Below are 21,417 nucleotides of genomic sequence, written 5' to 3'. Positions count from 1 at the left end.
CGAATGACCCGTCCGAATAGTGCTTAATGGCTGCGCCAGCCCATCAACTTTTCGATGCGCTCGGCGGAACTGCGTACCTGTGCGGTATAGTGGCTTTCGTCGGAAAAGGCTTTCTGCTCCGGCAGCACGATGGAAATGGTGGCGACGCATTGACCTTCACGATCGCAAATCGGCGAGGCGATGCAGGCAACCGCATAATCGGATTCGCCTGCCTGGATCGAGAGGCGCGATTCAAAGGCTTTTCCGGCGGATTCCGATAGTGTTGCGGGATCGATCTCTGCGCGGCCCGTTGGCGAGGAGCGGGCACAGCGCTTAAAGAGCTCGACCCGCTCGTCTTCCTGCAGGTGCCCGACCAACAGACGGCCAGATGCAGTCCAGTTGAGCGGCACACGAGTACCGACGCGGGAGGCGACCTGGAAATGACTGGGGCCATCGGCCATGGCCAGAACCAGCATGAAATCGCCGTCACGGCCGCAGACCTGAACGGTTTCGCCGGCCTGGCGGCAAAGGTCATGCATCTCATGCGTCGCGACACTCATGAAATCGAGCGACCGCGCATAGGCGAGGCCGTAATGGTAGAGCCGCGAGCCGAGCCAGATCGACCCGTCGGACTGCCGCGTCAGCATATTCTTTTCGACCAGATCGTCGACGATGACATAGACGGTAGAAAGCGGTGCCTTTACTGCCTTGGCGATGGCGTAGACGCCGGCCGGCGATCCCGTCTCGTAGAGATGGTCGATCACCTGCAGCGCGCGATCGATGCCGCTGACGCGTGCACGGCGCGCGCCCTTGGCGCCGGTCCCTTCGGCCGGGTCTTCATCTTCGGAGTGGATTGCGGGGGATGTCTTTCCGTCCAATTCAACATACCTCTGATATCATGCGAACCTGTTACATTACTATGGCATAGCCGTCCGCGAAGCAAATCGCAAAATTTCTGGATATGAAATCTTCGGTGGCTGCCGCAGACGGGCATCGGGTGCCGTCATGGGACGTGCTGTAATTGCAGGCGACAGATCCATCTGCGGGCGCCCCATCACGCATCGGCGGTGCCGCAGACGGAACAACAAGCCGCAGCTTGAGTTTTCGTCCCATCAGCGATACCGGCTGATCGGATGTCGGCCAAGTCTCCTGCCAGACATCGCGGTCAGCAGTGGCAAGCCGACGCCCCTTTTGCGGCTTGCCGAGCCACCGCCGGTGGGCGTTGTCAGAGAATGGCGCCCCCGGCGGCGAGCGTCTCAAGGTCGCGGGATGAATTACTGAGAATCGATTTAGATGTGAGCAATCACGACATCGCAAGGGCTGCCGCCTGATAGCGGCAGCCCGTCTGGGAACAGGGCTTATCCCCAGTGCCGATCGGGCCTTGTGGGGCCAGTGGTCAGGTCAGCCGAAGCAGGGCATCGCCGGCAGATTGGCGCGGCTGGCAAAGGACCCGATCATTTCGCTCACCGTGGAGGGACGCGGCTCGCGTTTGTGTGCGGCCGTCTCAAGGAGTTGCTTGAAATCTTCAAGCTTCACGCCGTCGGCGCGGAGCACCATGGCGATCAGCGGGTCGCGAAGGGCTTCGGAAATGGTCAAATCTTCTCTGGTCTTTCTCATGGTACGGTCCTCCTTTCGTGGGCGGTCGCCCGTGTTCCACTCCCGTTGCCAAGTGCTCCTGGCATTGACTTCTGCGAAGAGTGGTGTTACCGGTAAGTAACAATGCATTTGTTACCGATCGGTCACATCGATGTCAAGGACTTCGTCCGCGAAAAAATCAGAATCATTGAATGAAATCTCCGTAGCTGCTTCAGATGATCGAATCCCTCCCAGGGAACGTATCGTCTCGACAGCGTCGGAGCTTTTCCGTGAGCGCGGCATTCGCGGCATTGGCGTCGATGCCATTGCGGATGCGGCTGCAACCAACAAGATGACGCTCTACAGGCATTTCGGCTCCAAGGATGAGCTGGTCTGCGAGACACTGCGCCGCGCCTCCGAAAAGGCCGAGAAGATCTGGCGCGATCTCGAGGCCGCACACCCGGGCGACGCACGCGGCCAGTTGCTTGCCTGGGTCGAGGACAGAGCTCACTGTCTGAACGGCGAGCCCGCCGGTTGCGATCTCGCCAACGCTGCCATCGAATTGAAGGGCGAAGGCCATCCGGCGCACGAGTTGATCGAGCGTCACAAGGCGATGCAGCGCAACCGTCTTGCGGCCCTTTGTATGGCTGCCGGTTCGCGCGAGCCGGAACTGCTCGCCGATACGCTGACACTGCTGCTTGAGGGTGCGCGTGTTACCCGTCAGGCCATGGCGGATGGCGGCTGCTCTTGCCATTTTGAAAAAGCCTGCAACGTGGCGATCTCCGCTTTCGGCTGATATTGTCGCAGCCAGGGAACCTTAGGGGTTGCATGGCCGTTCTGCTGATCTGGGGGCAATCTGGAGGCAGAGATGAATTACACCTATCTCCGGCACCTATATGCCAGACGCGCCGAGCTTGAAGCCAAACTCGAACTGCACGATGCACGCTATTGCTTTGGCGAAGAGGAAGTGGACGACGGTACGCAAATCGATCTGAGGCAGCGTATCGAGGAAATCTCTGAGGAGATCGCGGCGCTGGAGCATACTCCAGGTTAGCCGTTGCCGGCACTCAGGACGGAAATTGTCCGTTCGTCGAATTTTCCGTCGTAGAAATGATCGATCGCCTTGTGAAAGGGCGAGCCGTGATCGCTGACCGCGGCAAACAGCGTCATGGAGGAGCGAAGCTTCAGATCATCCGGGGAGCCCATGATATCGTGCGCGCTGCGATCCTTGACGGAGAGGATTGCCTCGACGCAGCGCAAAAGGCGGCTGCCGAGGATGGGGTCAGCGAGGTAGGCCGAGGCTTCTTCTGCCGAGCGAATGGCATATTTCTCCGCCATTGAAGACGTTCCAAGACCGGCGATCTGCGGGAAGATGAACCACATCCAGTGGGAGCGCTTGCGACCGGCTTCCAGCTCCGCAAGAGCCTGCTTGTATATGCCGTTCTGCGCTTCGATGAAGCGGTGAAGGTCGTAATCCAAGTCGCCGGCCATGGTTCTTTCCTTTCCTATGCTTGAAATGCACGTCAGACGAAAGATTCCATGCCCGGCGAAAATCGCCTGCCCTTAGCAGACCTTGTCTGCGTAGGGGCTCGTTTCACGGCAATGGCCGTAGCGCTGGTGGTGTGGCACCAGACTATCACCCGGAGGCGCTTGCTCTTCAATAGCCGAAGTCGTCATCGGATCGGTCGCTGATGTCTGTGCCGACGGTGCTGTGAAGCCTACAAAGCTCAGCAGTACGAGGGCGCCCACGACCACGATCCGCTCCAGGACCGACAGCTTCTGTGCGCTGACGTGGTCGGCGTAATCGCGTTCAGCTTCGCCGTAACTCACGTCCTCCTTCACATGCTGGTGCACCATATCCTGGTGACCGGAGGTCCAAGTTTCAGATTGTGTCATTTCAAGTCTCCTGCAATGCACCGGGATACGGCTTGGGAAGGCAAGCTAATGGCATGCCGATCCGGCTCCCGCGTGCAGCACCGCATGTGTGTCTTAACTGCAGTAAATTGAAGAGCGCTAAATCAAACTCAGTGTTCACAAAATCGTACTAATCATCGTGAAAAGCCGTGCAAGGGCTGGTCCTGCCAAATGATAGGAGGTAAATCCTGTTCGATATCCACAGGACTTTCCCCATGACCCCTGCTTTCGGTGCGATGTCTATCGCTCAGCTTTCCCTACTCATTCAGAGCGGCGAGGTCGATCCTGTGGATGTCGCGGACGCGATTTTCGACGGGATCGAGCAATATGCCGACAAGGCGGTCTTTACGGTATTGTTGCGCGAGCGGGCGATGCGGGAGGCTCATGCTTCCTCCAGGCGTATACGTGACGGCCGCTCGCTCGGTGCACTCGACGGGATTCCGATTGCCTGGAAAGATCTTTTCGATATCGAGGGCATGCCGACCACGGCCGGTTCGGTGGTCCTGACAGACGACGCACCCGCGAAGCACGACGCGGCCATCGTCACGCTGCTCAAGAATGCCGGCATGCTGGCGGTCGGTCGCACCAATATGAGCGAATTCGCTTTCTCCGGACTCGGCATCAATCCGCACTACGGTACGCCGGAAAATCCCCATAGCAAGGATGAACCGCGCATTCCCGGCGGGTCGTCCTCCGGTGCGGGCGTGGCGGTGGCCGCAGGCCTTGTACCGGTTGCGATGGGCACGGATACGGGCGGCTCGGTGCGTATTCCCGCCGCCCTGAACGGCATCGTCGGTTACAAGGCAACGCGCGGGCGCTATGCCATGGAAGGCGTCTATCCGCTGGCGACGAGCCTCGATTCGCTCGGCCCGCTCTGCCGGTCCGTCCAGGACGCGATATGGATCGATGCCGCCATGCGTGGTCTGACCGCCCCGATCATTACCCGGCAGTCGCTGAAAGGCATCGATATCGTCATACCCAGGAATGTCGTGCTCGATGGTCTGGGGCCTGATGTCGCCGAAGCCTTCGAAGGCGGTGTCGAGCGACTGCGTTCTGCCGGCGCGCTTATCAGTTCGATCGAAATCCCGGCTTTCGACGAAATCATCTCGCTGATGGCAAAACATGGCGCGCTCGTGACTGCTGAAGCCTTCGCTCTCCATCGCGAAAGGCTTGCAGGGCCGGAGGCCGCGCGCATGGATCATCGCGTCGTCATGCGCACCCGTCTCGGCGAAAAGACCAGCATGCCCGACTATATCGCCATTCTTGCTGCACGCGCCCGGTTGATCGCCGATACCGAGCGACTGATCGGCAATCGCCTGGTCGCCTTCCCTTCGGTTGCCCATGTCGCGCCGCCGATTGCCGCACTGGAGCGTGACGACGAGCTTTTCGTTGCCACCAATGGCAAGACACTGCGCAATACGGCGCTCGGCAATTTCCTGGATTGGTGCGGCGTTTCCATCCCCTGCGGCAAGGGCGAGGCGGATATGCCGGCCGGCTTCCTTCTCTCGGCTCCGGCTAATCGCGACGATGCACTTCTCGCGGTTTCGCTGGCGGCGGAAGCTATCATTCGCGGTGACCGAATCTAGGTGATTGCGGGCTTGAAGCCGCGCATCATTCTTGCCAATGTCGTCCCGAGGAAATGGGAGGAGTTGAAAGATGCAGGCTTTGCAGAACGGCCGGTTTGCGGTTTCCACGTGGTCGCTTCATCGGATGCTGGGTGCAACCTACCCCTATGGTCCCGATCCGCAGAAAAGTGCAGCACGCCAGGAACCCTATGGGCAGGGCACTGTCAGCCTGCTCGAAGTACCCGGCATGCTCGCCGAGCGCGGACTTGGTCGGCTGGAGGTCTGCTCGTTCCATCTGCCGAGCCTTGATGCTGGCTACCTCTCGGAATTCCGTGATGCGCTGAAGGCCTCCAACATTCTCTTCCAGACACTGCTCGTGGAAGACGGCGACCCCAGCAATCCCGAGACGGCGGAGCGCGACATAGGCTGGATTGCCGGCTGGATCGAAATCGCCAAGTCTCTCGGCGCCGAGCGCATTCGCGTTATCGCCGGCAAGCAGGCGCCGAACGAGGAGAATCTGGCGCGGTCCGCGCGGCACCTGAAATGGCTGGCCGGGCAGGCGACGGGAAGCGGCGTGCGTGTTGTCACCGAAAACTGGTTCGCGCTGCTGCCCTCGCCGAAGGAAATGAACTGGCTGCTCGACGAACTCGACGGCAAGGTCGGCCTCAACGGTGATCTCGGAAACTGGGCGGCACCCGCCAAATACGAAGGGCTGGCCAATATCATGCGCCGCGCCGAAATCTGCCATGCCAAGGCCGACTACAACGCTTCCGGGCTTGATGCTGCAGACTACCGCCATTGCCTGGAAATGTGCGAGAAGGCCGGCTATGCCGGGCCCTACACGCTGATCTACGATTCACCGTTCTTTGCGGATGAGTGGGACGGCATCCTGCTGCAGAAGAAGTTCATCGAGGAATTCCTTGCCGACGCTCCCGCGCGTCGAACCGCCTAGTTTCGCTCCAGCCTGTTCTTCTCCCGCTTGCGCCAATCCTTGGGCGTCTCGCCCGCATGCTTGAGGAAGAAGCGGGAGAAATAGGCCGGGTCTGCAAAGCCAAGTCGATAGCCGACCTCCCGGACGTTTGCGAGCGTGAAGACGAGTTCACGCTTGGCCTCGTCGATGAGCTTGTTGGCGATCAGGTCGTGAGCCGTCTTTCCGGTCATCGAGCGAACGATGCGATTGAGATGGGTCGGCGAGACGGCGATTTCCCTGGCATAGAATGAAGCGGGTCTGTGTGAGCGGAAATGCTGCTGGATGAGGCCTGTCAACTGCTCCATCCGCCGTTCGTTTTCATCAGCGGGAAACCGGCTGACATTCTCCTGATGGGAAATCCTGGCCGTTAGCCGTAGCGCGATCGCGACATAGGAGGCGAGAAGTTCGCTGCGGCCGCTGCGGTCGTGTCGATATTCTTCGCCGAGCCGCTTCAAGCTCTGCATGAGATAAGCTGCGTCGGGATCTTGAGGATCGAGCGCCGTGAGATGCGGGACGGCGAGCCACTCGCCGAGCAGGCTGCGGTCGCCGGGAAGGTGGCTGAGATTGGCGCTCAGCATGGTGACGACAAGACCATCGATATCACGCGAAAAACGAAAGCCATGGTCGAGACCGGGAGGAACCGTGACAACCGCAGGCGGCTGGATGGCGTGGCTCTGCTCGCCGAAAATAGCATCGCCTTCGCCAGCGTCGATGTACAATATCTGAAAGAAGCTCGCGTGCCGGTGCAATTTGATCTCCCAACGGTGCAGACTGCTGCGCGAGGGAATCGTTTCGCAGTGAAGCCAGAAGTCGGGTTCCTTGCCCGATATCTCGCCGTAGAGCTCATAGGTCGGCACATGTCTCGTCATGGGTTTCCTTCCGTTCCCATGTTCGTTTTGTGCAATTATTCGGTGGGAAAGTCCATTGCTGCGGGAAGGGCTAAAGGTCACAGTTTGCCAAAAGCCAATTGCGTGGAGGAAACAATTGCGCACCCAAATCGCCATCATTGGTTCAGGCCCCTCGGGCCTGCTGCTGGGTCAGCTGCTGACGGAAGCCGGCATCGACAACATCATTCTCGATCGGGTCGGCAAGGACTACATTCTCGGCCGCGTTCGGGCAGGGGTGTTGGAAGAGGGCACCGTCCGTCTTCTTGATGAGGCCCGCTCGGCTGCCAGGCTGCATGCTGAAGGCTTGCCGCATGACGGCTTTTCACTGGCTTTCGACGGACGCGATCACCGCATCGATCTCTATGGCCTGACCGGCGGCAAGCGCGTCACGGTCTACGGCCAGACCGAGGTGACCCGTGACCTGATGGAGCGGCGCGAGGCAAGTGGTGCTGCGACGATTTATGACGCCGCCAATGTCGTGCCACACGATTTCGCGGGTGGTTCTTCCTTCGTAAGCTACGAGAAGGATGGTGTCACTCACCGTGTCAACTGTGATTTCATCGCCGGCTGCGACGGCTTCCACGGCCCAAGCCGCAAGGCGGTTCCGGAGAAAGCGATCACCACCTTCGAAAAGATCTACCCCTTCGGCTGGCTCGGTCTGCTCGCCGATGTCTCCCCGGTCAATCACGAACTGATCTACGCTAATCATCCGCGCGGTTTCGCGCTCTGTTCCATGCGCTCTGCGACGCGCAGCCGCTATTACATCCAGTGTTCCCTGGACGAGAAGGTCGAAGACTGGAGCGACGAGCGCTTCTGGGACGAGTTACGCCGACGTTTGCCGGCCCATCACGCCGAGGCCCTGAAGACCGCTCCATCCTTCGAAAAGTCGATCGCGCCGCTGCGCTCCTTCGTTGCCGAGCCTATGCGCTTCGGCCACCTGTTCCTTGTCGGCGATGCCGCCCATATCGTGCCGCCGACCGGCGCCAAGGGGCTGAACCTTGCTGCGAGCGACGTGCATTACCTGTTCGAAGGACTGATGGAATTCTACGACGATCGTTCGGGAGCCGGTCTCGAAGCATATTCGCGGAGAGCGCTTGCCCGCATCTGGAAGGCTGTACGCTTTTCTTGGTGGATGACGACGATGATGCATCGTTTTCCCGATACTGGCGATTTCGATCAGAAGATCCAGGAGGCGGAACTCGACTATCTGACCCATTCGCGTGCCGCCTCGACAGCGCTTGCGGAAAACTATGTCGGATTGCCGTTCTGACGGGCACGTGAAGGCCCATTGCCTGCCGCATGGTGCTCTGAGTGAAGCGTCATTCCGCGCCACACGCGGATTGAAAATACCGCAAAATATCGTCGAGAATCCTGGTTATCTGTGCAAGAAATCAACAGCCAAGAAAGCAGGATCGCCAACAGGCTGAAGCTGCAACCCGGATGATTGCCAAGCAGATGCTGCTGGCCCGATTTGACGATTAATGGGGGTCGCATGAACGCCGATACCAATACGCAGCTACGACGCTATCGCATCGCCTCCGTTCCCGGCGACGGTATCGGCCCCGAAGTCATCGCTGCCGGCCTTGAAGTGCTTGAAGTGCTGGCCGCCCGCAGCGGTGCCTTTGCGCTCGACGTCGATCACCATGACTGGGGCAGCGAACGCTATCGCAGGACCGGCGCGTTCATGCCGGACAATGCTTTGTCTCTGTTGAAAGAGACTGACGCGATTTATTTCGGCGCCGTCGGCGCACCCGACGTGCCGGACCACATCACGCTCTGGGGTTTGCGCCTGCCAATCTGCCAGCGTCTGGACCAATATGCCAATATCCGCCCGACGCGCATCTTTCCGGGCGTGAAAAGCCCGCTGAGGGGCGTGGAGGAAGGCGATCTCGACTGGCTGATCGTGCGCGAAAATTCCGAGGGGGAATATTCCGGCCATGGCGGCCGTGCGCATATCGGCCTGCCGGAGGAAGTGGCGACCGAAACCTCGATTTTCACGCGCCGGGGCGTCGAGCGCATCATGCGTTTTGCCTTCGGCGAGGCGCAGAAGCGTCCGCGCAAGCTTCTGACCGTCGTCACAAAGTCAAACGCCCAGCGTCACGGTTTGGTGCTGTGGGATGAGATCGCCGCCGAGGTAGCCGGGGACTTTCCCGACGTGACCTGGGATAAGGAACTGGTTGATGCCATGACCTTCCGCATGGTCGCAAAACCAAAGAGCATCGACACAGTCGTTGCAACCAACCTGCATGCCGACATCTTATCCGACCTTGCGGCCGCACTTGCCGGCTCGCTTGGTATCGCACCGACCGGCAATGTCGATCCCGAGCGCCGCTTTCCGTCGATGTTCGAGCCGATTCACGGTTCGGCTTTCGATATTACCGGCAAGGGTATCGCCAATCCGGTCGGAAGTTTCTGGACGGCATCGCTGATGCTGGAACATCTCGGCGAAGCGGCCGCGGCAAAGATACTGATCTCGGCGGTGGAACAGGTCTGTGCCGCTGGCATTCTCACACCAGACCTCGGTGGCAGGGCCACCACGGCGGATGTGACACGCGCCGTTTGCGAGGCTGTGCGAGGATCGAATTTCGCCCCTGGTGACGAGACTATCCCGACCGTCTGATCCGCGTCGGCCGCATCTTCCGGGTTGCCGTGGCTCTCGAATTCGGCATTCATCGGTATCGATGAGGGACTCATTTCGATGGCGGTCGCTCCTTTCGGCGACGTGAAGCAGTCCGGCATCCACCGGGAAAGTTCGAAATGCGGCGTCGAAGAGTTCCTCGAAGTCAAATATACGGCTATTGGTGGTCTGGCGAACTGAGGAGAATGCCATGAGTGCAGCTGACATCGAAGGCTTTGCAGCCCGGATCCGGAACCATGAAAGCCGGATGATCTCCGCCTGGGTGGGCATTCCCGATCCGCTGCTGGTCAATCACCTGGCACAGGAAGCCTTCGATGCCGTCGTCCTCGACATGCAGCACGGCATGTGGGACCTGCCGTCTGCAGCGGCTGCAGTCAGCCATGTGCGTATTGCCGGCAAGCCGGCGCTCGCCCGTATTCCGGTCGGCGATTTCGCCTCTGCCTCGCGCCTGCTCGATGCCGGCGCGTCCGGCATCATCGCGCCGATGATCAATTCGGCCGAGGATGCGAAGGCCTTCGTTAAGACCACAAAATACCCGCCGGCCGGCGAGCGCAGCTGGGGTCCCTCTTTGGCGCTCAATCATACCGGCCTCTCGGCGGACGACTATCTCAAGAACGCCAATGACCTGACGGTCGCAATCGCCATGATCGAGACGCGCGCGGCGCTGGATGCAATCGATGATATCCTCGGCGTCGCCGGCGTCGACGGCATCTTCATCGGTCCCTCGGACCTTTCCATCGCGCTCTCCCATGGCGATCAGGTCGCACCGAATGCGGCTGAGATCGACAGCGCCATGCAGCACGCAGTTGCGCGTTGCCGCGCGCATGGAAAATTCGCCTGCGCTTTTGCCGGTGACGGCGAGCGTGCAGGCGAGCTTCTGAAATTCGGCTTCGCCTTCGTCATCGCCGGAGCGGAAACCGCTCAATTGCGATCCGGTGCGCGCAGGGCGATCAACGCGGCCAGGAAGATTGCTTCCGCCGGTTGACCCTCCGAAACCCCAACGGAGTTGGCATGTTGCATATCGTTAGACGTTGCCGGCTTATTGCCCAGCCCGCGCTCGGCCACGCAATATCGGCGTTAGGCGATCATGTAACCGCCATCGATAGGCATCGAGATGCCGTTGACCATCGCGGCTTCGTCCGACAGTAGGAACAGGATCACCTCGGCCACGTCCTCGGGCTCCGCGAACCTGCCGACCGGGATGCGCTGTTGCATTCCCGCCGCCTTTTCGGGATCGCTCCAGGCCTTGATCGCCATTGGCGTCAAGGTCACCGTGGGGTGCACGCCATTTACCCGGATCCCTTGTGGCGCAAGCTCCTTGGCCATGACACGCGTCAGGCCGTCCAGGCCGCCCTTCGAAGCGCAATAGGCCGCATGATCGGGGATGCCGACGAAGGCCGCGACGGAGGACACGTTGACGATGGCGCCGTGGCGACCGTCTTCGATCAAGGATCGTGCATATTCCTGTGCCACGATCATTGGAGCGCGTGTGTTGACTGCAATCAGGTGGTCAAACGCCTCGACTGTGGTTTCGAGGAAGGACTGCAGTTCGGTCGTTCCCGCGCAACTGATGAGGAAGTCCGCTGGAAGTGCGGCGCGCGCCGCCTCCCGAGTGGCGTTTGCGTCGGCAAGATCAACCTGAATGGCCTGGCAGCCTAAGTCCTCACGGAGCGAAACGACGTCATCAGCACTTCTTGTCAGTGCCGCGACCTTGGCGCCGCGTTTGACCAATATCTCTGCGACAACGCGGCCGATACCCTTGCCGGCGCCGGTGACGATTACTTTCTTACCTTCGAAATTCATATGCTCCTCGCCTTACAATCGCTGTCCCGTTGCCTGATCAAAGATGTGAACGCGGCGGGGATCAATATGAAAATGCAGCACCTTGCCGGGTGTGACTTCGATACGCTCGCGGATGAGGGCATCGATCGGTACTCCGCCGACGCGGCCGAAGATCAGCGTTTCGGAACCTGTTGGCTCGTAGACCGACACCTCAACCGGAATACCGTCTTCGGCGATGGTGATGTGCTCGGGACGAATGCCATAGGTTACGGGCTTTCCATCTTCGGCATTTAGGCTTCCGACGGGAAGGACAACGCCCTGATCGGTGACGACGACCTGTTTGCCTTCCCGGGTTGCGACCTTGCCTTGAAGAAAGTTCATTGACGGGCTGCCGATGAAACCGGCTACGAAGAGATTGGCCGGAAAGTCATAGAGATCGAGTGGCTTGCCGACCTGCTCCACCCTTCCGTCGCGCATGACGACGATCTTGTTCGCCATGGTCATCGCTTCGATCTGGTCATGCGTCACATAGACGGTCGTCGTCTTCAGGCGCTGGTGCAGCTCCTTGATTTCGACGCGCATGGTAACGCGAAGCTTGGCATCGAGGTTGGAAAGCGGTTCATCGAACAGAAAGACCTGAGGGTCGCGGACGATCGCCCGGCCCATGGCGACGCGCTGTCGCTGACCGCCCGACAGCTGCTTCGGATAACGGTCCAGATAACGCGTCAGATCAAGGATCTCGGCCGCCTTGCCGACCTTCTCGGCGATTTCCGATTTCGGACGCTTCGCCATTTTCAGCGGAAAGCCCATGTTCTCGGCGACTGTCTTGTGAGGATAGAGCGCGTAGCTCTGGAAGACCATGGCAATGTCGCGTTCCTTCGGCGGAGCATTGGTGACCACCCGCCCGCCGATCCTGATGTCGCCGCTGCTGACGGTCTCCAGACCGGCGATCATGCGCAGCAGCGTGGATTTACCGCAACCGGAGGGGCCGACCAGAACGACGAATTCACCATCCTCGATATCGACGCTGACGCCGTGCATGACCTGAAGCGCGCCATATCTCTTGGTGACGTCGCTGACCTGTACGTTTGCCAAAGTCGTTTCTCCCTAATCCAGCTCGGCTTGCGTCTTGGTAATGTGCAAATAATTCATCGGCTCACCCCTTCCAGATGATGTAGGCGCCGAGCACGGCAGAAATTGCTGCCGCAAACCACACCGAAAGCCCGAACGGTTCGATGAACCGCATCCAGAGCAGGGAGAGAGCGACCCAGATTACGACCGAAATGAACAGCCTGTCGAACCAGTTCGTCTCGATCGGCAGGAAGCCTGGCTGTCTTTCATTGTTCCGAGAATTCGAGGCCATCCCGCTATCCTTTCACTGCGCCGAAGGTCAGCCCGGCAACGATGTGACGCTGCACCACCGAAAAGACGATGAGGGCCGGGATCAAGGTCAGCATCGAGATCGCTGCCATGATGCCCCAGGCTGTCCCGGTGGTCGTCACGTATTCCGACAGTCCCGTTGTCAGCGTCCGGGCGTTGAAGTTGGTGAGCGTCGCGGCGAGCAGATATTCGTTCCACGCGAACACCCAGGTGAGGATGAGCGTCACTGCAAGGCCCGGACGCGCTAAGGGAAAGACGATGTCGTAGAGCACCATCCACGGGCTTGCACCGTCCATATAGGCGGCCTCGTCCAGTTCCTTCGGAATGCTCTCTACGGTCGGACGCAGTGTCCAGATGGCAAAAGGGAGGTTGAAGGAGCAGTAGACCAGGATCATGCCGAGCCTGGTATCAGCCAGCGAAAAGTCGCCGATCCTGTAGACTTGCGTCAGCAGCAGGAAGAGCGGCAGCAGGAAGACCGCCGGTGGCGCCATGCGGTTGGTGATCGTCCAGAAGAAGATGCTTTCCTTGCCTGCGAGATCGAAACGCGTCAGCGCGTAGCAGGCAAGAAAGCCGAGGGTCGTCACCAGGATCGCGTTCCCCGACGAAATGACCAGCGAGTTGATCATGTATCGCCGCAAGGTCTCGTTCGTCAGCACGTCCTGGTAGTTCTTCCAGAAGAAGCTCCGAAGGACGACGTCAGGCGTGGAAAACAGGTCAAAGGGCTGCTTCAGCGAGATGACGAAGAGCCAGTAGATCGGGAAGAGAGTTGCGAAGCTTATCAGCGTCCACAAGAGAACCGAAAGCCAGGGGTTCTGTCTTCTCATCGCTTCAGCCTTTCTTCGCGCGGGGAGCAATCAGGCCAACATAGAGCAGCCAGCAGACGACGATGGTGAGATAAAGCACGACGACCGAGATCGCTGAGCCGTAGCCGTAGTTCGTTTTCGGAAAAACCTCTCTGAAGATGTGAACGCCGATATAGCGTGTCGACGACCCGGGACCGCCTCCGGTCAGCATCAGGACTTCGTCGACCGTGCGCAGCGCGTCCATGAGTCTGATGAACACCGTGGCCAGCAGGGCAGGGCGGATCAGAGGGAGCGTGATATGCCAGAAGATTTGGCTCTTGCCGGCGCCATCGATCTGCGCCTGCTCGAAGGGATCTGGCGGAAGCGAGACCAAGGCAGCAATCAGGGACAGGGTGACCAGCGGCGTCCAGTGCCAGACGTCCATGATGACGGTGATAGTGAATGCCGCGAGCGCACTCTGGCCGATGTTCAGATCGTAACCGAACCAGCTTCGCAGCAGATATGGGATGATGCCGATCGACGGTGTCGTCATCAGCTTCCAGACCGATCCGACAATGATGGGCGCCATTATCAGAGGAAGGGTGTGGATGGTGCGGAAGAACGCTTTTCCCGGAAAGTCCTTCATCAGCGCCTGCGCGAGTATGTATCCGAGGATCAGTTCGGAAACGACTGCGAAGAACACGAAGGCGATGGTGATGCCGAGCGAAGCAAGGAACTGCTTGTCGAAAACGAGGGTCCGGTAGTTCGAAGCCCAGTTGAAGACCATCAGCGGATTTGCGGCGAAAGGGTTCCACTGGTGAAACGAAACCCAGACAACGTAGATGAAAGGAAAGATGCCGAAGAGCCCGAGGATCAGGATCGTCGGTGACAGCAGCAGCCATCCAAGTTTTTGTGAATGCATCGCCTCATCCTCTTCGGCACCCAACGGGGGCGGCCTCTCAAGTCAAGAAAGGAGCGGGTCGCCAAGCGAAGACGACCCGCCAAGTTGGGGAGGATGACCTATTTGCGATAGCCGAGCGACGTGAGCTCTTCTTCCGTCTTGGCCGCCATCTGGTCGAGCCCTTCGTCGGGCGCGATCTTGCCGGTCAGGATGTCGAAGAAGATCGGCAGGGTTGCTTCACGCAGCTGGGCATGGAACGGATACGGAGGGGCGCCGGCGAAGAGTTTGCCCTCATCCTTCAGCATCGTGTAGAAACCGCCGAGTTTGACATCCATCGCCTTGACCTTCGGATCGTCGAAGGTCGCCTTGTTGGTAATGCGGGGTGCCGCGATCGCCCAATCGGGCTGCACGTCGTTCTGACCCATGAATTGGAGGAAGAGCAGGGCTGCTTCCTTGTTCTTGGATGTAACCGGCAGGCCGAAGGCGCCGCCGTCATAATAGCCGATATAGCCCTTTCCGGTTTTCGCGTCTTCCAGAACGCCCGGTTCCAGCGGCGGCAGGGCAAAGCCCACTTTGTCGACGACCTTCGACTGTGCAGGATCACTCGCGATCCATGCGGCGTTCTCACCGTAGATCAATCCTTGAGCGACACGGCCGGCAGCGAAGGTCGTGGCGGTTTCCGTCCACGTGGACTGGGTCGATTCCGGCGGGGCGATGTCGCGCAGATGCAGCCAGTATTTCAGCGCGGCTTTCGCCTTGTCGCTGTTCATTGCGCCGCCATGTTCGACGGTTGCAGCATAGTTGTTGCTGGCGTCGATGCCCCAGTTGTAGACACCGAAGGTCGGAGCGATGGATTCGAAATATTCATACCAGGACGCGGCGTGGCCTGTATGGGCCTGCGCAGTGGTGCCCCAGAGTTCAATGCCGTTATCCTTGCCGTATTTGGTGAAGAACTCGGCGATCTGCGTGTAGTCCTCATGCGTGGTCGCCGGCTTCAGGTCCTTGCCAGTCTCCTTCTTGAAGGCTTCCTTGATCTTCGGATCGTCGAAAAGGTCCTTGCGATAGAGGTAGGTCTTCAGGAAGGCTTCCATCGGCACGCCAAAGAGATCGCCCTTCTTGTCCTTGAAGTAGTCGGCAAAGCTGGTGAAGTTTGCGTCGTCGTAGGTCGGCGCCTTCAGATCCGCCTGATCCTTCAGCGTCTGCGTAATGTCGACGAGGAAATCCCGGGACAGATACGAATAGATGATGTCCTGTTCGATATAGACCATGTCATAGATGCCGGTCTTGGCCTCCATGTCCTTGATGGCCTTGTCGTACATCTGATCCCAGGACGTCGTCTCGATCTCGACCTTGATGCCCGTCTTCTTCTCGAATTCCGGCGCCAGCACATCCTTGATGTAGTTGGACGGCGGCGTGCTTTCGGTCACTCCGTGCAGCGTCACGCCCTTGAATTTGGCGCCGGCGTCGGACCAGAAATCTGCCCAGGCCGGCGAGGCAGCGGTGGCGAGACTGAGCGTCAGCGCGAGCGCGCTGGCCTTCAAAGCGTAGTTCATTTCAATCCTCCCAGATAGCAGCGAGATCATGTCGCCGGACCTTTGTGTAGAGGAAAAATGCCGTCTGCGCAATATTTGTTGTCTAAACCTGCAAATATGCAGGCTATGTTATTGTTTTCGGTAGAAAGTAATTTACGAGAGAGAGATGAAGATAGGATGCCGGAATAACATTGCTGCATCGCAACGATTTACCTCGCAAAGGCAAAATTACGATCCTCGAATTTATTTGTTGCTTTGCCATACTAAATAACATAGCTGTTGCGCGAAGGCAGGCATCCAGCGGAGGAAAATGGCCATGCGTCGATTGGGTATCCATTCATTTGTATGGACAGGCGGCCAAACCCAGGAGGGCCTCGAAATGGCCCTCAACAAGTCGGCCGAGCACGGATATCGCACGATCGAATTCGCCTATCTGCGCCCGGAGAAATTCAATCTCGATCGTCTGGCGAAGCTCGCGCAATCTCTCGGCCTCGAGATCGGCGTGACGATGGGCCTGCCCGTCGACAAGGATATCTCAAGCGAGGATGCGGCGGCCATCGCCGCCGGCAGGCAGATGCTGGCCGATGCAGTGCATGCCGTGCGCGACATCGGCGGCAACAAGCTCGGTGGCATCCTCTATTCTGCCCATACCAAATATAATCGACAGCCCACGAAGAAGGGCTGGGACAACAGCGTCGCCGCGATCGCTGCGACTGCGGGTATTGCAAGGGATGCCGGCGTCGATCTCGTCCTTGAGGTTGTGAACCGCTTCGAAACGAACCTTTTGAATACGACGGCCCAGGGACTGAAGTTCATTTCCGAGACTGGATCGGACCATGTCCGCCTGCATCTCGATACCTTCCACATGAATATCGAGGAAGCAAATCCGGCGGCTGCGATCCGGCTCGCCGGCGACAAGATCGGCTACTTCCATATCGGCGAAAGCAACCGCGGCTATCTCGGTGACGGCGTGATCAACTTCGACCTGATCTTCGATGCGTTGCTCGATATCGACTACAAGCGCGACATCGTGTTCGAGAGCTTTTCAACCGCCGTCGTCGACGAAGGCCTCTCGCTCGCCTGCGCTATCTGGCGTGACACCTGGACCGAAAATGACCCGCTGGCGGCACATGCCAAGCGCTATATCGAGCTGAAATATGAAGAAGCGAAACGCCGCCGCGTCACGAACGCGCGCCCTTGATAATCCTTCTGCCGATCTGCTTCGAAAGTGTAGGCTGGAGCAGTCGATTTGAAGAGAAATGAAGATGAACGACACCGTCTCCATCGGAAGCTCGCCACGCAGGATCAGGCAGAACAACATCGTCGCTGCCCTGCAGACGATCTACGGCCATCGCCGCCTGAGTCGGGCCGATCTGGCGCGGAAGCTTGGAATGAACCGCTCGTCGTCGGGCGAGATCGTTGCCGAGTTGACGGAAAGCGGGTTGGTCCAGGAGTCGGAGGAGAACAGCAAGCAGCGTTCGGAGCAATCGCGCGCCGGCCGGCCGGGGATCATGCTCGAACTGGTGCCGGATGCGGCATTCTTCGCCGGGCTCGAACTTGGTGTCGAGCACATATCTGCTGTCGTCGTGGATCTTTCGGCAGACGTCCGTGCCTGTCGCAGGCTGGCCTTCCAGGCGCAGTCCTCGACCGTGGAGGAAGCTGTGGCGCGGGGCGTCGAGCTCCTCATGAACGCCATGTCGAAGGAAATGGTTGAGCGCTGCAGGGGGCTCGGCATATCCGCGCCGGCGCATATTCGGCCGGAAGGAATTGTCACGCTTGCGCCGATCATCGGCTGGCGAGAGGTGCCATTGAGGGAGATCGGCCGCAGCGCCTTTCCGGCCGAGGTGCCGATTTCGGTGGAGAACGATGCCAACGCCTTCGCCATCGGTGACAGCTATCGCCGCGGGATTTCCGGGGTGACGCTCTTCCTGCTCATGGAGACCGGCGTCGGTGGAGGGATCATGATCGACGGGAAGCTGTTTCGTGGCGGTCATGGCCTTGCGGGCGAAATCGGCCATACCCTCGTACCGGGAAGCGGCGGACAGAAATTCGAGCAGCTGATCGGCCGCGAGGTGCTGATCCGGCAGTACCGGGAAGCGACCGGCCGTACCGACGTCGATCTGCAGGATTTCCTCACCGACGTTCGCGACCGTGTTCCGGACGCGGTGAACATAGCGGAGATGTGGTCGCGGCATCTTGCCTATGCGTTGCTGCAGGCCTGCCGTCTGCTCGATCCGATCCGGATTGTCCTCGGCGGCTCCGTGGCCTCACTCTATCCGATGGTGGCTGCCCGTGTGGCAGTCCACATGGCGGAGGGCCAGAACATTCCTTTTCCGACACCCGAGATCGTCGTTGATGACGATGCGGAATTCGGGTCCGCCTTCGGCGCGGCGTGCATGCTGCACCAGCGCTTCCTCTCTCTCGAAAACGAGGAATTCGGCGGTGAAGACGGTGCCTTACAACGATCAACAGCGACTTAGCGACACCTATCGAAAGCAGGATTGCAATGACTTCAGTGCTGGCTCCGGACAGTCTTGGTCCCACGGTTTGCGTCGGTGAGATCCTCGTGGAGATCGTCGCCACGACCGTCGGAGACGGATTCCTTGAGGCTCAGTCTCTTGTCGGCCCGTTCGCCAGCGGGGCGCCGGCGATCTTCATCTCGCAATGCGGCCGGCTCGGCGGCTCGGCGGCGATGGTGGGAGCCGTCGGCAATGACGATTTCGGTCGTGTCAACGTTGACCGCCTCAGGCGTGACGGCGTCGATGTCTCTACCATTGCCGTCGATCCTGACTATCCGACGGGAAGCGCCTTCGTCCGCTACCGCAACGACGGTTCCCGCGACTTCGTCTATAATATCGCAAGGTCCGCGGCCGCACGCTTCGGCTGGTCTCAGGATGTCAGCGATCTCATCAGCCGCAGCGGGCATCTTCACGTGATGGGTTCGGCACTTTCCGTCCGGAGTGCTCGGGAGGTGATCGACAAGGCGGTCGACATCGTGAAGGCGCGGGGCGGTACGCTGTCGGTCGATCCGAACATCCGCAAGGAATTGCAGCTCGATGAGGACACCGAGCGCCGATTTTCCCGGCTCGTCGTTGCCGCCGATCTTCTCTTGCCGTCGGGTGAGGAGCTTGAGAGGGCGGCAGGTGTGCCAGGCGAAGCCGAAGCGATCCGCCGCCTTTTCGAAATTGGCGTGAAGGAGATCGTGCTGAAGCGCGGTGCCGAAGGCGCGACCTATTTCGGCAAGGATGGAGGCCGTATCGATGCCCCTGCGTTCCTTGTCGACGAGGTCGATCCGACCGGTGCCGGCGATTGCTTCGGCGGCGCTTACCTCACCTGCCGGCGGCTCGGAATGTCTCCGGGCGAGGCTCTCACATATGGTTCGGCTGCAGGTGCGCGTAATGTTGCGATCCGTGGCCCGATGGAGGGTGCCGGCACACGTCAGGAGCTCGACGCGTTCATCGCCTCAACGGAAAGGCGTTCCTGATGCAGATTGCGCTCAATCAACTGGCCACGCTCAGAGCTGAGGGTCATCCCCTTGGTGTCACCTCTGTCTGCTCGGCCCATCCGATCGTCTTGAGAGCGGCGTTGCGTCATGGGCGGGATCATTCGAGCACGGTTCTGATCGAGGCCACCTGCAATCAGGTCAACCACCTGGGCGGCTATACAGGCATGACCCCTGCGGACTTTGCGGCCCTCGTCCTGCGCGTCGCCAAAGAGGAGGGGTGCCCAGAGAATCTCATCGTGCTGGGAGGCGATCATCTCGGGCCAAATCCCTGGCGGGATCGTGCGGCCGAAGAGGCCATGGTGGAAGCCGAGAGGATGGTCGCGGCCTATGTCGATGCCGGCTTCCGCAAGATCCATCTGGACGCGTCGATGGGCTGCCTGGGCGAACCCGCCGCATTGGACGACGAGACGACCGCTTATCGCGCTGCACGGCTTGCCGCCGTCGCGGAGACCGCGGCAAGGCGGGCAGGAGGCGCCATGCCCGTCTATGTAATCGGCACGGAGGTTCCTCCTCCCGGTGGCGCCGATCACGCGCTGACCACGATCGAGCCGACCGAGGCTTCGGCCGCCAGACGGACGATCGATATCCATCGTCGTATCTTCGCAGAGGCCGGCCTTGCTGAGGCGTTTGCGCGTGCCATCGGCCTCGTAGTGCAGCCGGGCGTCGAGTTCGGCAACCATAATGTCATCAGCTATGATCGCGGCAGGATCGACGCGTTGAAGCAGGTGCTCGAGGACGAGCCGCAATTCGTGTTCGAAGCGCATTCCACCGATTATCAGGGCACTCGTCCGCTGACTGCACTCGTCGAAGACGGTTTTCCGATCCTCAAGGTTGGACCGGAACTGACCTTTGTCCTGCGCGAGGCCCTCTACGGGCTGGATCTGATCGCATCCGACCTCGGGCCTGATTATGGCGAACGTCCGCTATACGCTGCGATGGAGGCTCTGATGCTGGCGCATCCGGAAAACTGGAGCCGTCACTATCATGGTACGGAGGACGAGCAGCGCTGGCTTCGTCATTATTCGCTGTCTGATCGCATCCGATACTATTGGACGTCTGAGCCGGCTCAATCCGCGGTCGCGCGCCTTTACGGTGCGCTTGCAGGGAAAGCCGTGCCACTGCCGCTTTTCTGGCAGCACATGCCGGCAGCCGCACTGTTTTCCGATGCGCCACTCGATCCGGAAGAGGTGTTGGTCTGGCGGGTGACGAAAAGCCTTGCCGAATATCATGCAGCATGCGGCGGAGCGAGATGAGGCCGCCCAACAGAGGAGGAAGGAATGAACGAGTTGAAAGGGAAGGTTGCTGCGATCACGGGCGCGGCCTCCGGTATCGGTATGGCGTCGACGGAGGCGATGATCGCGGCGGGTGCCACGGTCGTTCTTGTTGACCGTGACGAGAAAGCGTTGAAGTCTGCCTGCGAGCGCCTCGGTGCACAGGCGATACCTCTCGCTTTGGATCTCCTGGATCCCGAGGCATGCGCCGGGCTTCTCGATCGCGTGCTGTCCAAGGTAAGCCAGCTCGATATCTTTCATGCCAATGCCGGCACCTATATCGGCGGTGACCTCGCGGACGCCAATCTCGATGCCATCGACCGGATGCTGAACCTGAACGTCAATGTCGTCATCAAGAACGTCCGGACCGTCATTCCGCACATGATCGAACGTGGCACCGGCGACATCGTCGTCACAAGCTCCGTCGCGGGCCATGCGCCCGTTCCCTGGGAGCCGGTCTATTCGCCGTCGAAATGGGCGATGCATTGCTTCGTCCAGACCATGCGCCGCCAGCTTCTGAAAAGCGGTATTCGTGTCGGCTCCGTCTCGCCCGGTCCTGTCATCAGCGCGCTGCTTGCCGACTGGCCGGAGGAAAACCTCCGCAAGGCGAAGGAAGCTGGGGCCCTGATCGAACCCAAGGAGGTGGCTGACGCCATCATGTTCATGCTGACGCGTCCGCGTAACGTCACGATCCGCGACATCGTCGTTCTACCAAGCGCATTCGACATCTGAGGAG

23 protein-coding genes are annotated in these 21,417 nt (G+C 59.8%); 12 read left to right on the top strand and 11 right to left on the bottom strand.

All coding sequences use genetic code 11. The features are described from left to right. Window positions 1-23: 23 nt before the first annotated feature. Both FHT93_RS27920 and FHT93_RS27915 read right to left on the bottom strand, forming a co-directional pair. The gene (locus tag FHT93_RS27920) at window positions 24-857 is read right to left on the bottom strand and encodes an IclR family transcriptional regulator (RefSeq protein WP_112546267.1); all 834 of its coding nucleotides are present in this window, start codon (window positions 855-857) and stop codon (window positions 24-26) included. A 523-nt stretch (window positions 858-1,380) separates the two neighbouring features. After that, window positions 1,381-1,596: a hypothetical protein gene (locus tag FHT93_RS27915; protein ID WP_007825758.1), complete on the bottom strand. Its 216-nt coding sequence runs from the start codon at window positions 1,594-1,596 to the stop codon at window positions 1,381-1,383. A gap of 130 nt (window positions 1,597-1,726) precedes the next feature. On the opposite strand from FHT93_RS27915, the gene FHT93_RS27910 reads away from it, so the two are divergent. Next, window positions 1,727-2,350: a TetR/AcrR family transcriptional regulator gene (locus FHT93_RS27910; protein WP_112546268.1), complete on the top strand. Its 624-nt coding sequence runs from the start codon at window positions 1,727-1,729 to the stop codon at window positions 2,348-2,350. A 72-nt stretch (window positions 2,351-2,422) separates the two neighbouring features. After that, complete coding sequence (locus FHT93_RS27905; protein WP_112546352.1) at window positions 2,423-2,608, top strand: hypothetical protein; 186 nt, start codon at window positions 2,423-2,425, stop codon at window positions 2,606-2,608. Here FHT93_RS27905 and FHT93_RS27900 read toward each other — a convergent pair. Continuing rightward, a complete protein-coding gene (locus tag FHT93_RS27900; RefSeq protein ID WP_112546269.1) occupies window positions 2,605-3,045 on the bottom strand; it encodes a DUF1810 domain-containing protein in 441 nt (146 codons plus the stop codon). The genes FHT93_RS27905 and FHT93_RS27900 overlap by 4 nt on opposite strands. Window positions 3,046-3,117: 72 nt before the next feature. Beyond that, window positions 3,118-3,411: a hypothetical protein gene (locus FHT93_RS27895; protein ID WP_081493320.1), complete on the bottom strand. Its 294-nt coding sequence runs from the start codon at window positions 3,409-3,411 to the stop codon at window positions 3,118-3,120. 272 nt (window positions 3,412-3,683) lie between these two features. Here FHT93_RS27895 and FHT93_RS27890 point away from each other — a divergent pair, with 272 nt between their 5' ends. Together FHT93_RS27890 and FHT93_RS27885 are read left to right on the top strand one after the other, a co-directional pair. Beyond that, complete coding sequence (locus FHT93_RS27890) at window positions 3,684-5,054, top strand: amidase (RefSeq protein WP_183850500.1); 1,371 nt, start codon at window positions 3,684-3,686, stop codon at window positions 5,052-5,054. A 70-nt stretch (window positions 5,055-5,124) separates the two neighbouring features. Continuing rightward, window positions 5,125-5,985, top strand: coding sequence for a TIM barrel protein (locus FHT93_RS27885; RefSeq protein WP_183850498.1), 861 nt, complete (start codon window positions 5,125-5,127; stop codon window positions 5,983-5,985). Here the strand turns inward: FHT93_RS27885 and FHT93_RS27880 are convergent. Next, on the bottom strand, window positions 5,982-6,872 hold the full coding sequence (locus FHT93_RS27880; protein ID WP_183850497.1) for a helix-turn-helix domain-containing protein: 891 nt from the start codon (window positions 6,870-6,872) through the stop codon (window positions 5,982-5,984). The two genes, FHT93_RS27885 and FHT93_RS27880, sit on opposite strands and share 4 nt — an antisense overlap. Window positions 6,873-6,987: 115 nt before the next feature. On the opposite strand from FHT93_RS27880, the gene pobA reads away from it, so the two are divergent. The 3 genes from pobA to FHT93_RS27865 all read left to right on the top strand — a co-directional run bounded on the left by pobA (window position 6,988) and on the right by FHT93_RS27865 (window position 10,513). Further along, on the top strand, window positions 6,988-8,160 hold the full coding sequence (gene pobA / locus FHT93_RS27875; RefSeq protein ID WP_183850495.1) for a 4-hydroxybenzoate 3-monooxygenase: 1,173 nt from the start codon (window positions 6,988-6,990) through the stop codon (window positions 8,158-8,160). Between the two features lie 222 nt (window positions 8,161-8,382). Continuing rightward, a complete protein-coding gene (locus FHT93_RS27870; RefSeq protein WP_183850493.1) occupies window positions 8,383-9,510 on the top strand; it encodes a tartrate dehydrogenase in 1,128 nt (375 codons plus the stop codon). Between the two features lie 208 nt (window positions 9,511-9,718). Next, complete coding sequence (locus tag FHT93_RS27865) at window positions 9,719-10,513, top strand: aldolase/citrate lyase family protein (protein ID WP_183850491.1); 795 nt, start codon at window positions 9,719-9,721, stop codon at window positions 10,511-10,513. A 92-nt stretch (window positions 10,514-10,605) separates the two neighbouring features. Here the strand turns inward: FHT93_RS27865 and FHT93_RS27860 are convergent, their stop codons facing one another. The 6 genes from FHT93_RS27860 to FHT93_RS27835 all read right to left on the bottom strand — a co-directional run bounded on the left by FHT93_RS27860 (window position 10,606) and on the right by FHT93_RS27835 (window position 15,926). Then, on the bottom strand, window positions 10,606-11,331 hold the full coding sequence (locus FHT93_RS27860; RefSeq protein WP_113114414.1) for an SDR family oxidoreductase: 726 nt from the start codon (window positions 11,329-11,331) through the stop codon (window positions 10,606-10,608). Window positions 11,332-11,343: 12 nt separating this feature from the next. Continuing rightward, window positions 11,344-12,405: a sn-glycerol-3-phosphate ABC transporter ATP-binding protein UgpC gene (gene ugpC, locus FHT93_RS27855; protein WP_183850490.1), complete on the bottom strand. Its 1,062-nt coding sequence runs from the start codon at window positions 12,403-12,405 to the stop codon at window positions 11,344-11,346. 61 nt (window positions 12,406-12,466) lie between these two features. Then, entirely contained in the window at window positions 12,467-12,673 is a 207-nt protein-coding gene (locus tag FHT93_RS27850; protein ID WP_112546278.1) for a DUF2160 family membrane protein, read from the bottom strand. A gap of 4 nt (window positions 12,674-12,677) precedes the next feature. After that, window positions 12,678-13,514 (bottom strand): carbohydrate ABC transporter permease, encoded by an 837-nt coding sequence (locus FHT93_RS27845; RefSeq protein WP_112546279.1) that lies wholly within the window; start codon window positions 13,512-13,514, stop codon window positions 12,678-12,680. A 4-nt stretch (window positions 13,515-13,518) separates the two neighbouring features. Next, complete coding sequence (locus FHT93_RS27840; RefSeq protein ID WP_112546353.1) at window positions 13,519-14,394, bottom strand: sugar ABC transporter permease; 876 nt, start codon at window positions 14,392-14,394, stop codon at window positions 13,519-13,521. A gap of 98 nt (window positions 14,395-14,492) precedes the next feature. Next, entirely contained in the window at window positions 14,493-15,926 is a 1,434-nt protein-coding gene (locus FHT93_RS27835; protein ID WP_112546280.1) for an extracellular solute-binding protein, read from the bottom strand. 295 nt (window positions 15,927-16,221) lie between these two features. Between FHT93_RS27835 and FHT93_RS27830 the strand changes: the two genes are divergently transcribed. The 5 genes from FHT93_RS27830 (at window position 16,222) to FHT93_RS27810 (ending at window position 21,413) form a co-directional block, all read left to right on the top strand. After that, a complete protein-coding gene (locus tag FHT93_RS27830) occupies window positions 16,222-17,106 on the top strand; it encodes a sugar phosphate isomerase/epimerase (protein ID WP_112969096.1) in 885 nt (294 codons plus the stop codon). A 64-nt stretch (window positions 17,107-17,170) separates the two neighbouring features. Then, window positions 17,171-18,385 (top strand): ROK family transcriptional regulator, encoded by a 1,215-nt coding sequence (locus tag FHT93_RS27825; protein ID WP_183850488.1) that lies wholly within the window; start codon window positions 17,171-17,173, stop codon window positions 18,383-18,385. Window positions 18,386-18,411: 26 nt separating this feature from the next. Beyond that, window positions 18,412-19,389, top strand: a complete 978-nt coding sequence (locus FHT93_RS27820; protein WP_183850486.1) for a sugar kinase — start codon at window positions 18,412-18,414, stop codon at window positions 19,387-19,389. Beyond that, window positions 19,389-20,663, top strand: a complete 1,275-nt coding sequence (locus FHT93_RS27815) for a D-tagatose-bisphosphate aldolase, class II, non-catalytic subunit (protein ID WP_183850484.1) — start codon at window positions 19,389-19,391, stop codon at window positions 20,661-20,663. Before FHT93_RS27820 ends, FHT93_RS27815 begins: the two co-directional genes overlap by 1 nt. A 24-nt stretch (window positions 20,664-20,687) precedes the next feature. Continuing rightward, entirely contained in the window at window positions 20,688-21,413 is a 726-nt protein-coding gene (locus FHT93_RS27810; RefSeq protein ID WP_112546284.1) for an SDR family oxidoreductase, read from the top strand. Window positions 21,414-21,417: the final 4 nt, after the last annotated feature.

This window comes from Rhizobium sp. BK379 (assembly GCF_014193955.1).
Taxonomy (GTDB): domain Bacteria; phylum Pseudomonadota; class Alphaproteobacteria; order Rhizobiales; family Rhizobiaceae; genus Rhizobium.
Note: the sequence above shows the minus strand (reverse complement) of the source record. Positions and strands in the feature narration are given on the sequence as shown.

Coding starts and splice junctions, on each gene's coding strand:
- FHT93_RS27860 (WP_113114414.1), bottom strand. CDS start 11,331: ATGAATTTCGAAGGTAAGAAAGTAATCGTCACCGGCGCCGGCAAGGGT.
- FHT93_RS27815 (WP_183850484.1), top strand. CDS start 19,389: ATGCAGATTGCGCTCAATCAACTGGCCACGCTCAGAGCTGAGGGTCAT.
- FHT93_RS27880 (WP_183850497.1), bottom strand. CDS start 6,872: ATGACGAGACATGTGCCGACCTATGAGCTCTACGGCGAGATATCGGGC.
- FHT93_RS27890 (WP_183850500.1), top strand. CDS start 3,684: ATGACCCCTGCTTTCGGTGCGATGTCTATCGCTCAGCTTTCCCTACTC.
- FHT93_RS27870 (WP_183850493.1), top strand. CDS start 8,383: ATGAACGCCGATACCAATACGCAGCTACGACGCTATCGCATCGCCTCC.
- FHT93_RS27900 (WP_112546269.1), bottom strand. CDS start 3,045: ATGGCCGGCGACTTGGATTACGACCTTCACCGCTTCATCGAAGCGCAG.
- FHT93_RS27895 (WP_081493320.1), bottom strand. CDS start 3,411: ATGGTGCACCAGCATGTGAAGGAGGACGTGAGTTACGGCGAAGCTGAA.
- FHT93_RS27910 (WP_112546268.1), top strand. CDS start 1,727: ATGTCAAGGACTTCGTCCGCGAAAAAATCAGAATCATTGAATGAAATC.
- FHT93_RS27905 (WP_112546352.1), top strand. CDS start 2,423: ATGAATTACACCTATCTCCGGCACCTATATGCCAGACGCGCCGAGCTT.
- FHT93_RS27820 (WP_183850486.1), top strand. CDS start 18,412: ATGACTTCAGTGCTGGCTCCGGACAGTCTTGGTCCCACGGTTTGCGTC.
- FHT93_RS27830 (WP_112969096.1), top strand. CDS start 16,222: ATGCGTCGATTGGGTATCCATTCATTTGTATGGACAGGCGGCCAAACC.
- FHT93_RS27865 (WP_183850491.1), top strand. CDS start 9,719: ATGAGTGCAGCTGACATCGAAGGCTTTGCAGCCCGGATCCGGAACCAT.
- FHT93_RS27915 (WP_007825758.1), bottom strand. CDS start 1,596: ATGAGAAAGACCAGAGAAGATTTGACCATTTCCGAAGCCCTTCGCGAC.
- FHT93_RS27825 (WP_183850488.1), top strand. CDS start 17,171: ATGAACGACACCGTCTCCATCGGAAGCTCGCCACGCAGGATCAGGCAG.
- FHT93_RS27845 (WP_112546279.1), bottom strand. CDS start 13,514: ATGAGAAGACAGAACCCCTGGCTTTCGGTTCTCTTGTGGACGCTGATA.
- FHT93_RS27885 (WP_183850498.1), top strand. CDS start 5,125: ATGCAGGCTTTGCAGAACGGCCGGTTTGCGGTTTCCACGTGGTCGCTT.
- FHT93_RS27810 (WP_112546284.1), top strand. CDS start 20,688: ATGAACGAGTTGAAAGGGAAGGTTGCTGCGATCACGGGCGCGGCCTCC.
- FHT93_RS27835 (WP_112546280.1), bottom strand. CDS start 15,926: ATGAACTACGCTTTGAAGGCCAGCGCGCTCGCGCTGACGCTCAGTCTC.
- FHT93_RS27850 (WP_112546278.1), bottom strand. CDS start 12,673: ATGGCCTCGAATTCTCGGAACAATGAAAGACAGCCAGGCTTCCTGCCG.
- FHT93_RS27840 (WP_112546353.1), bottom strand. CDS start 14,394: ATGCATTCACAAAAACTTGGATGGCTGCTGCTGTCACCGACGATCCTG.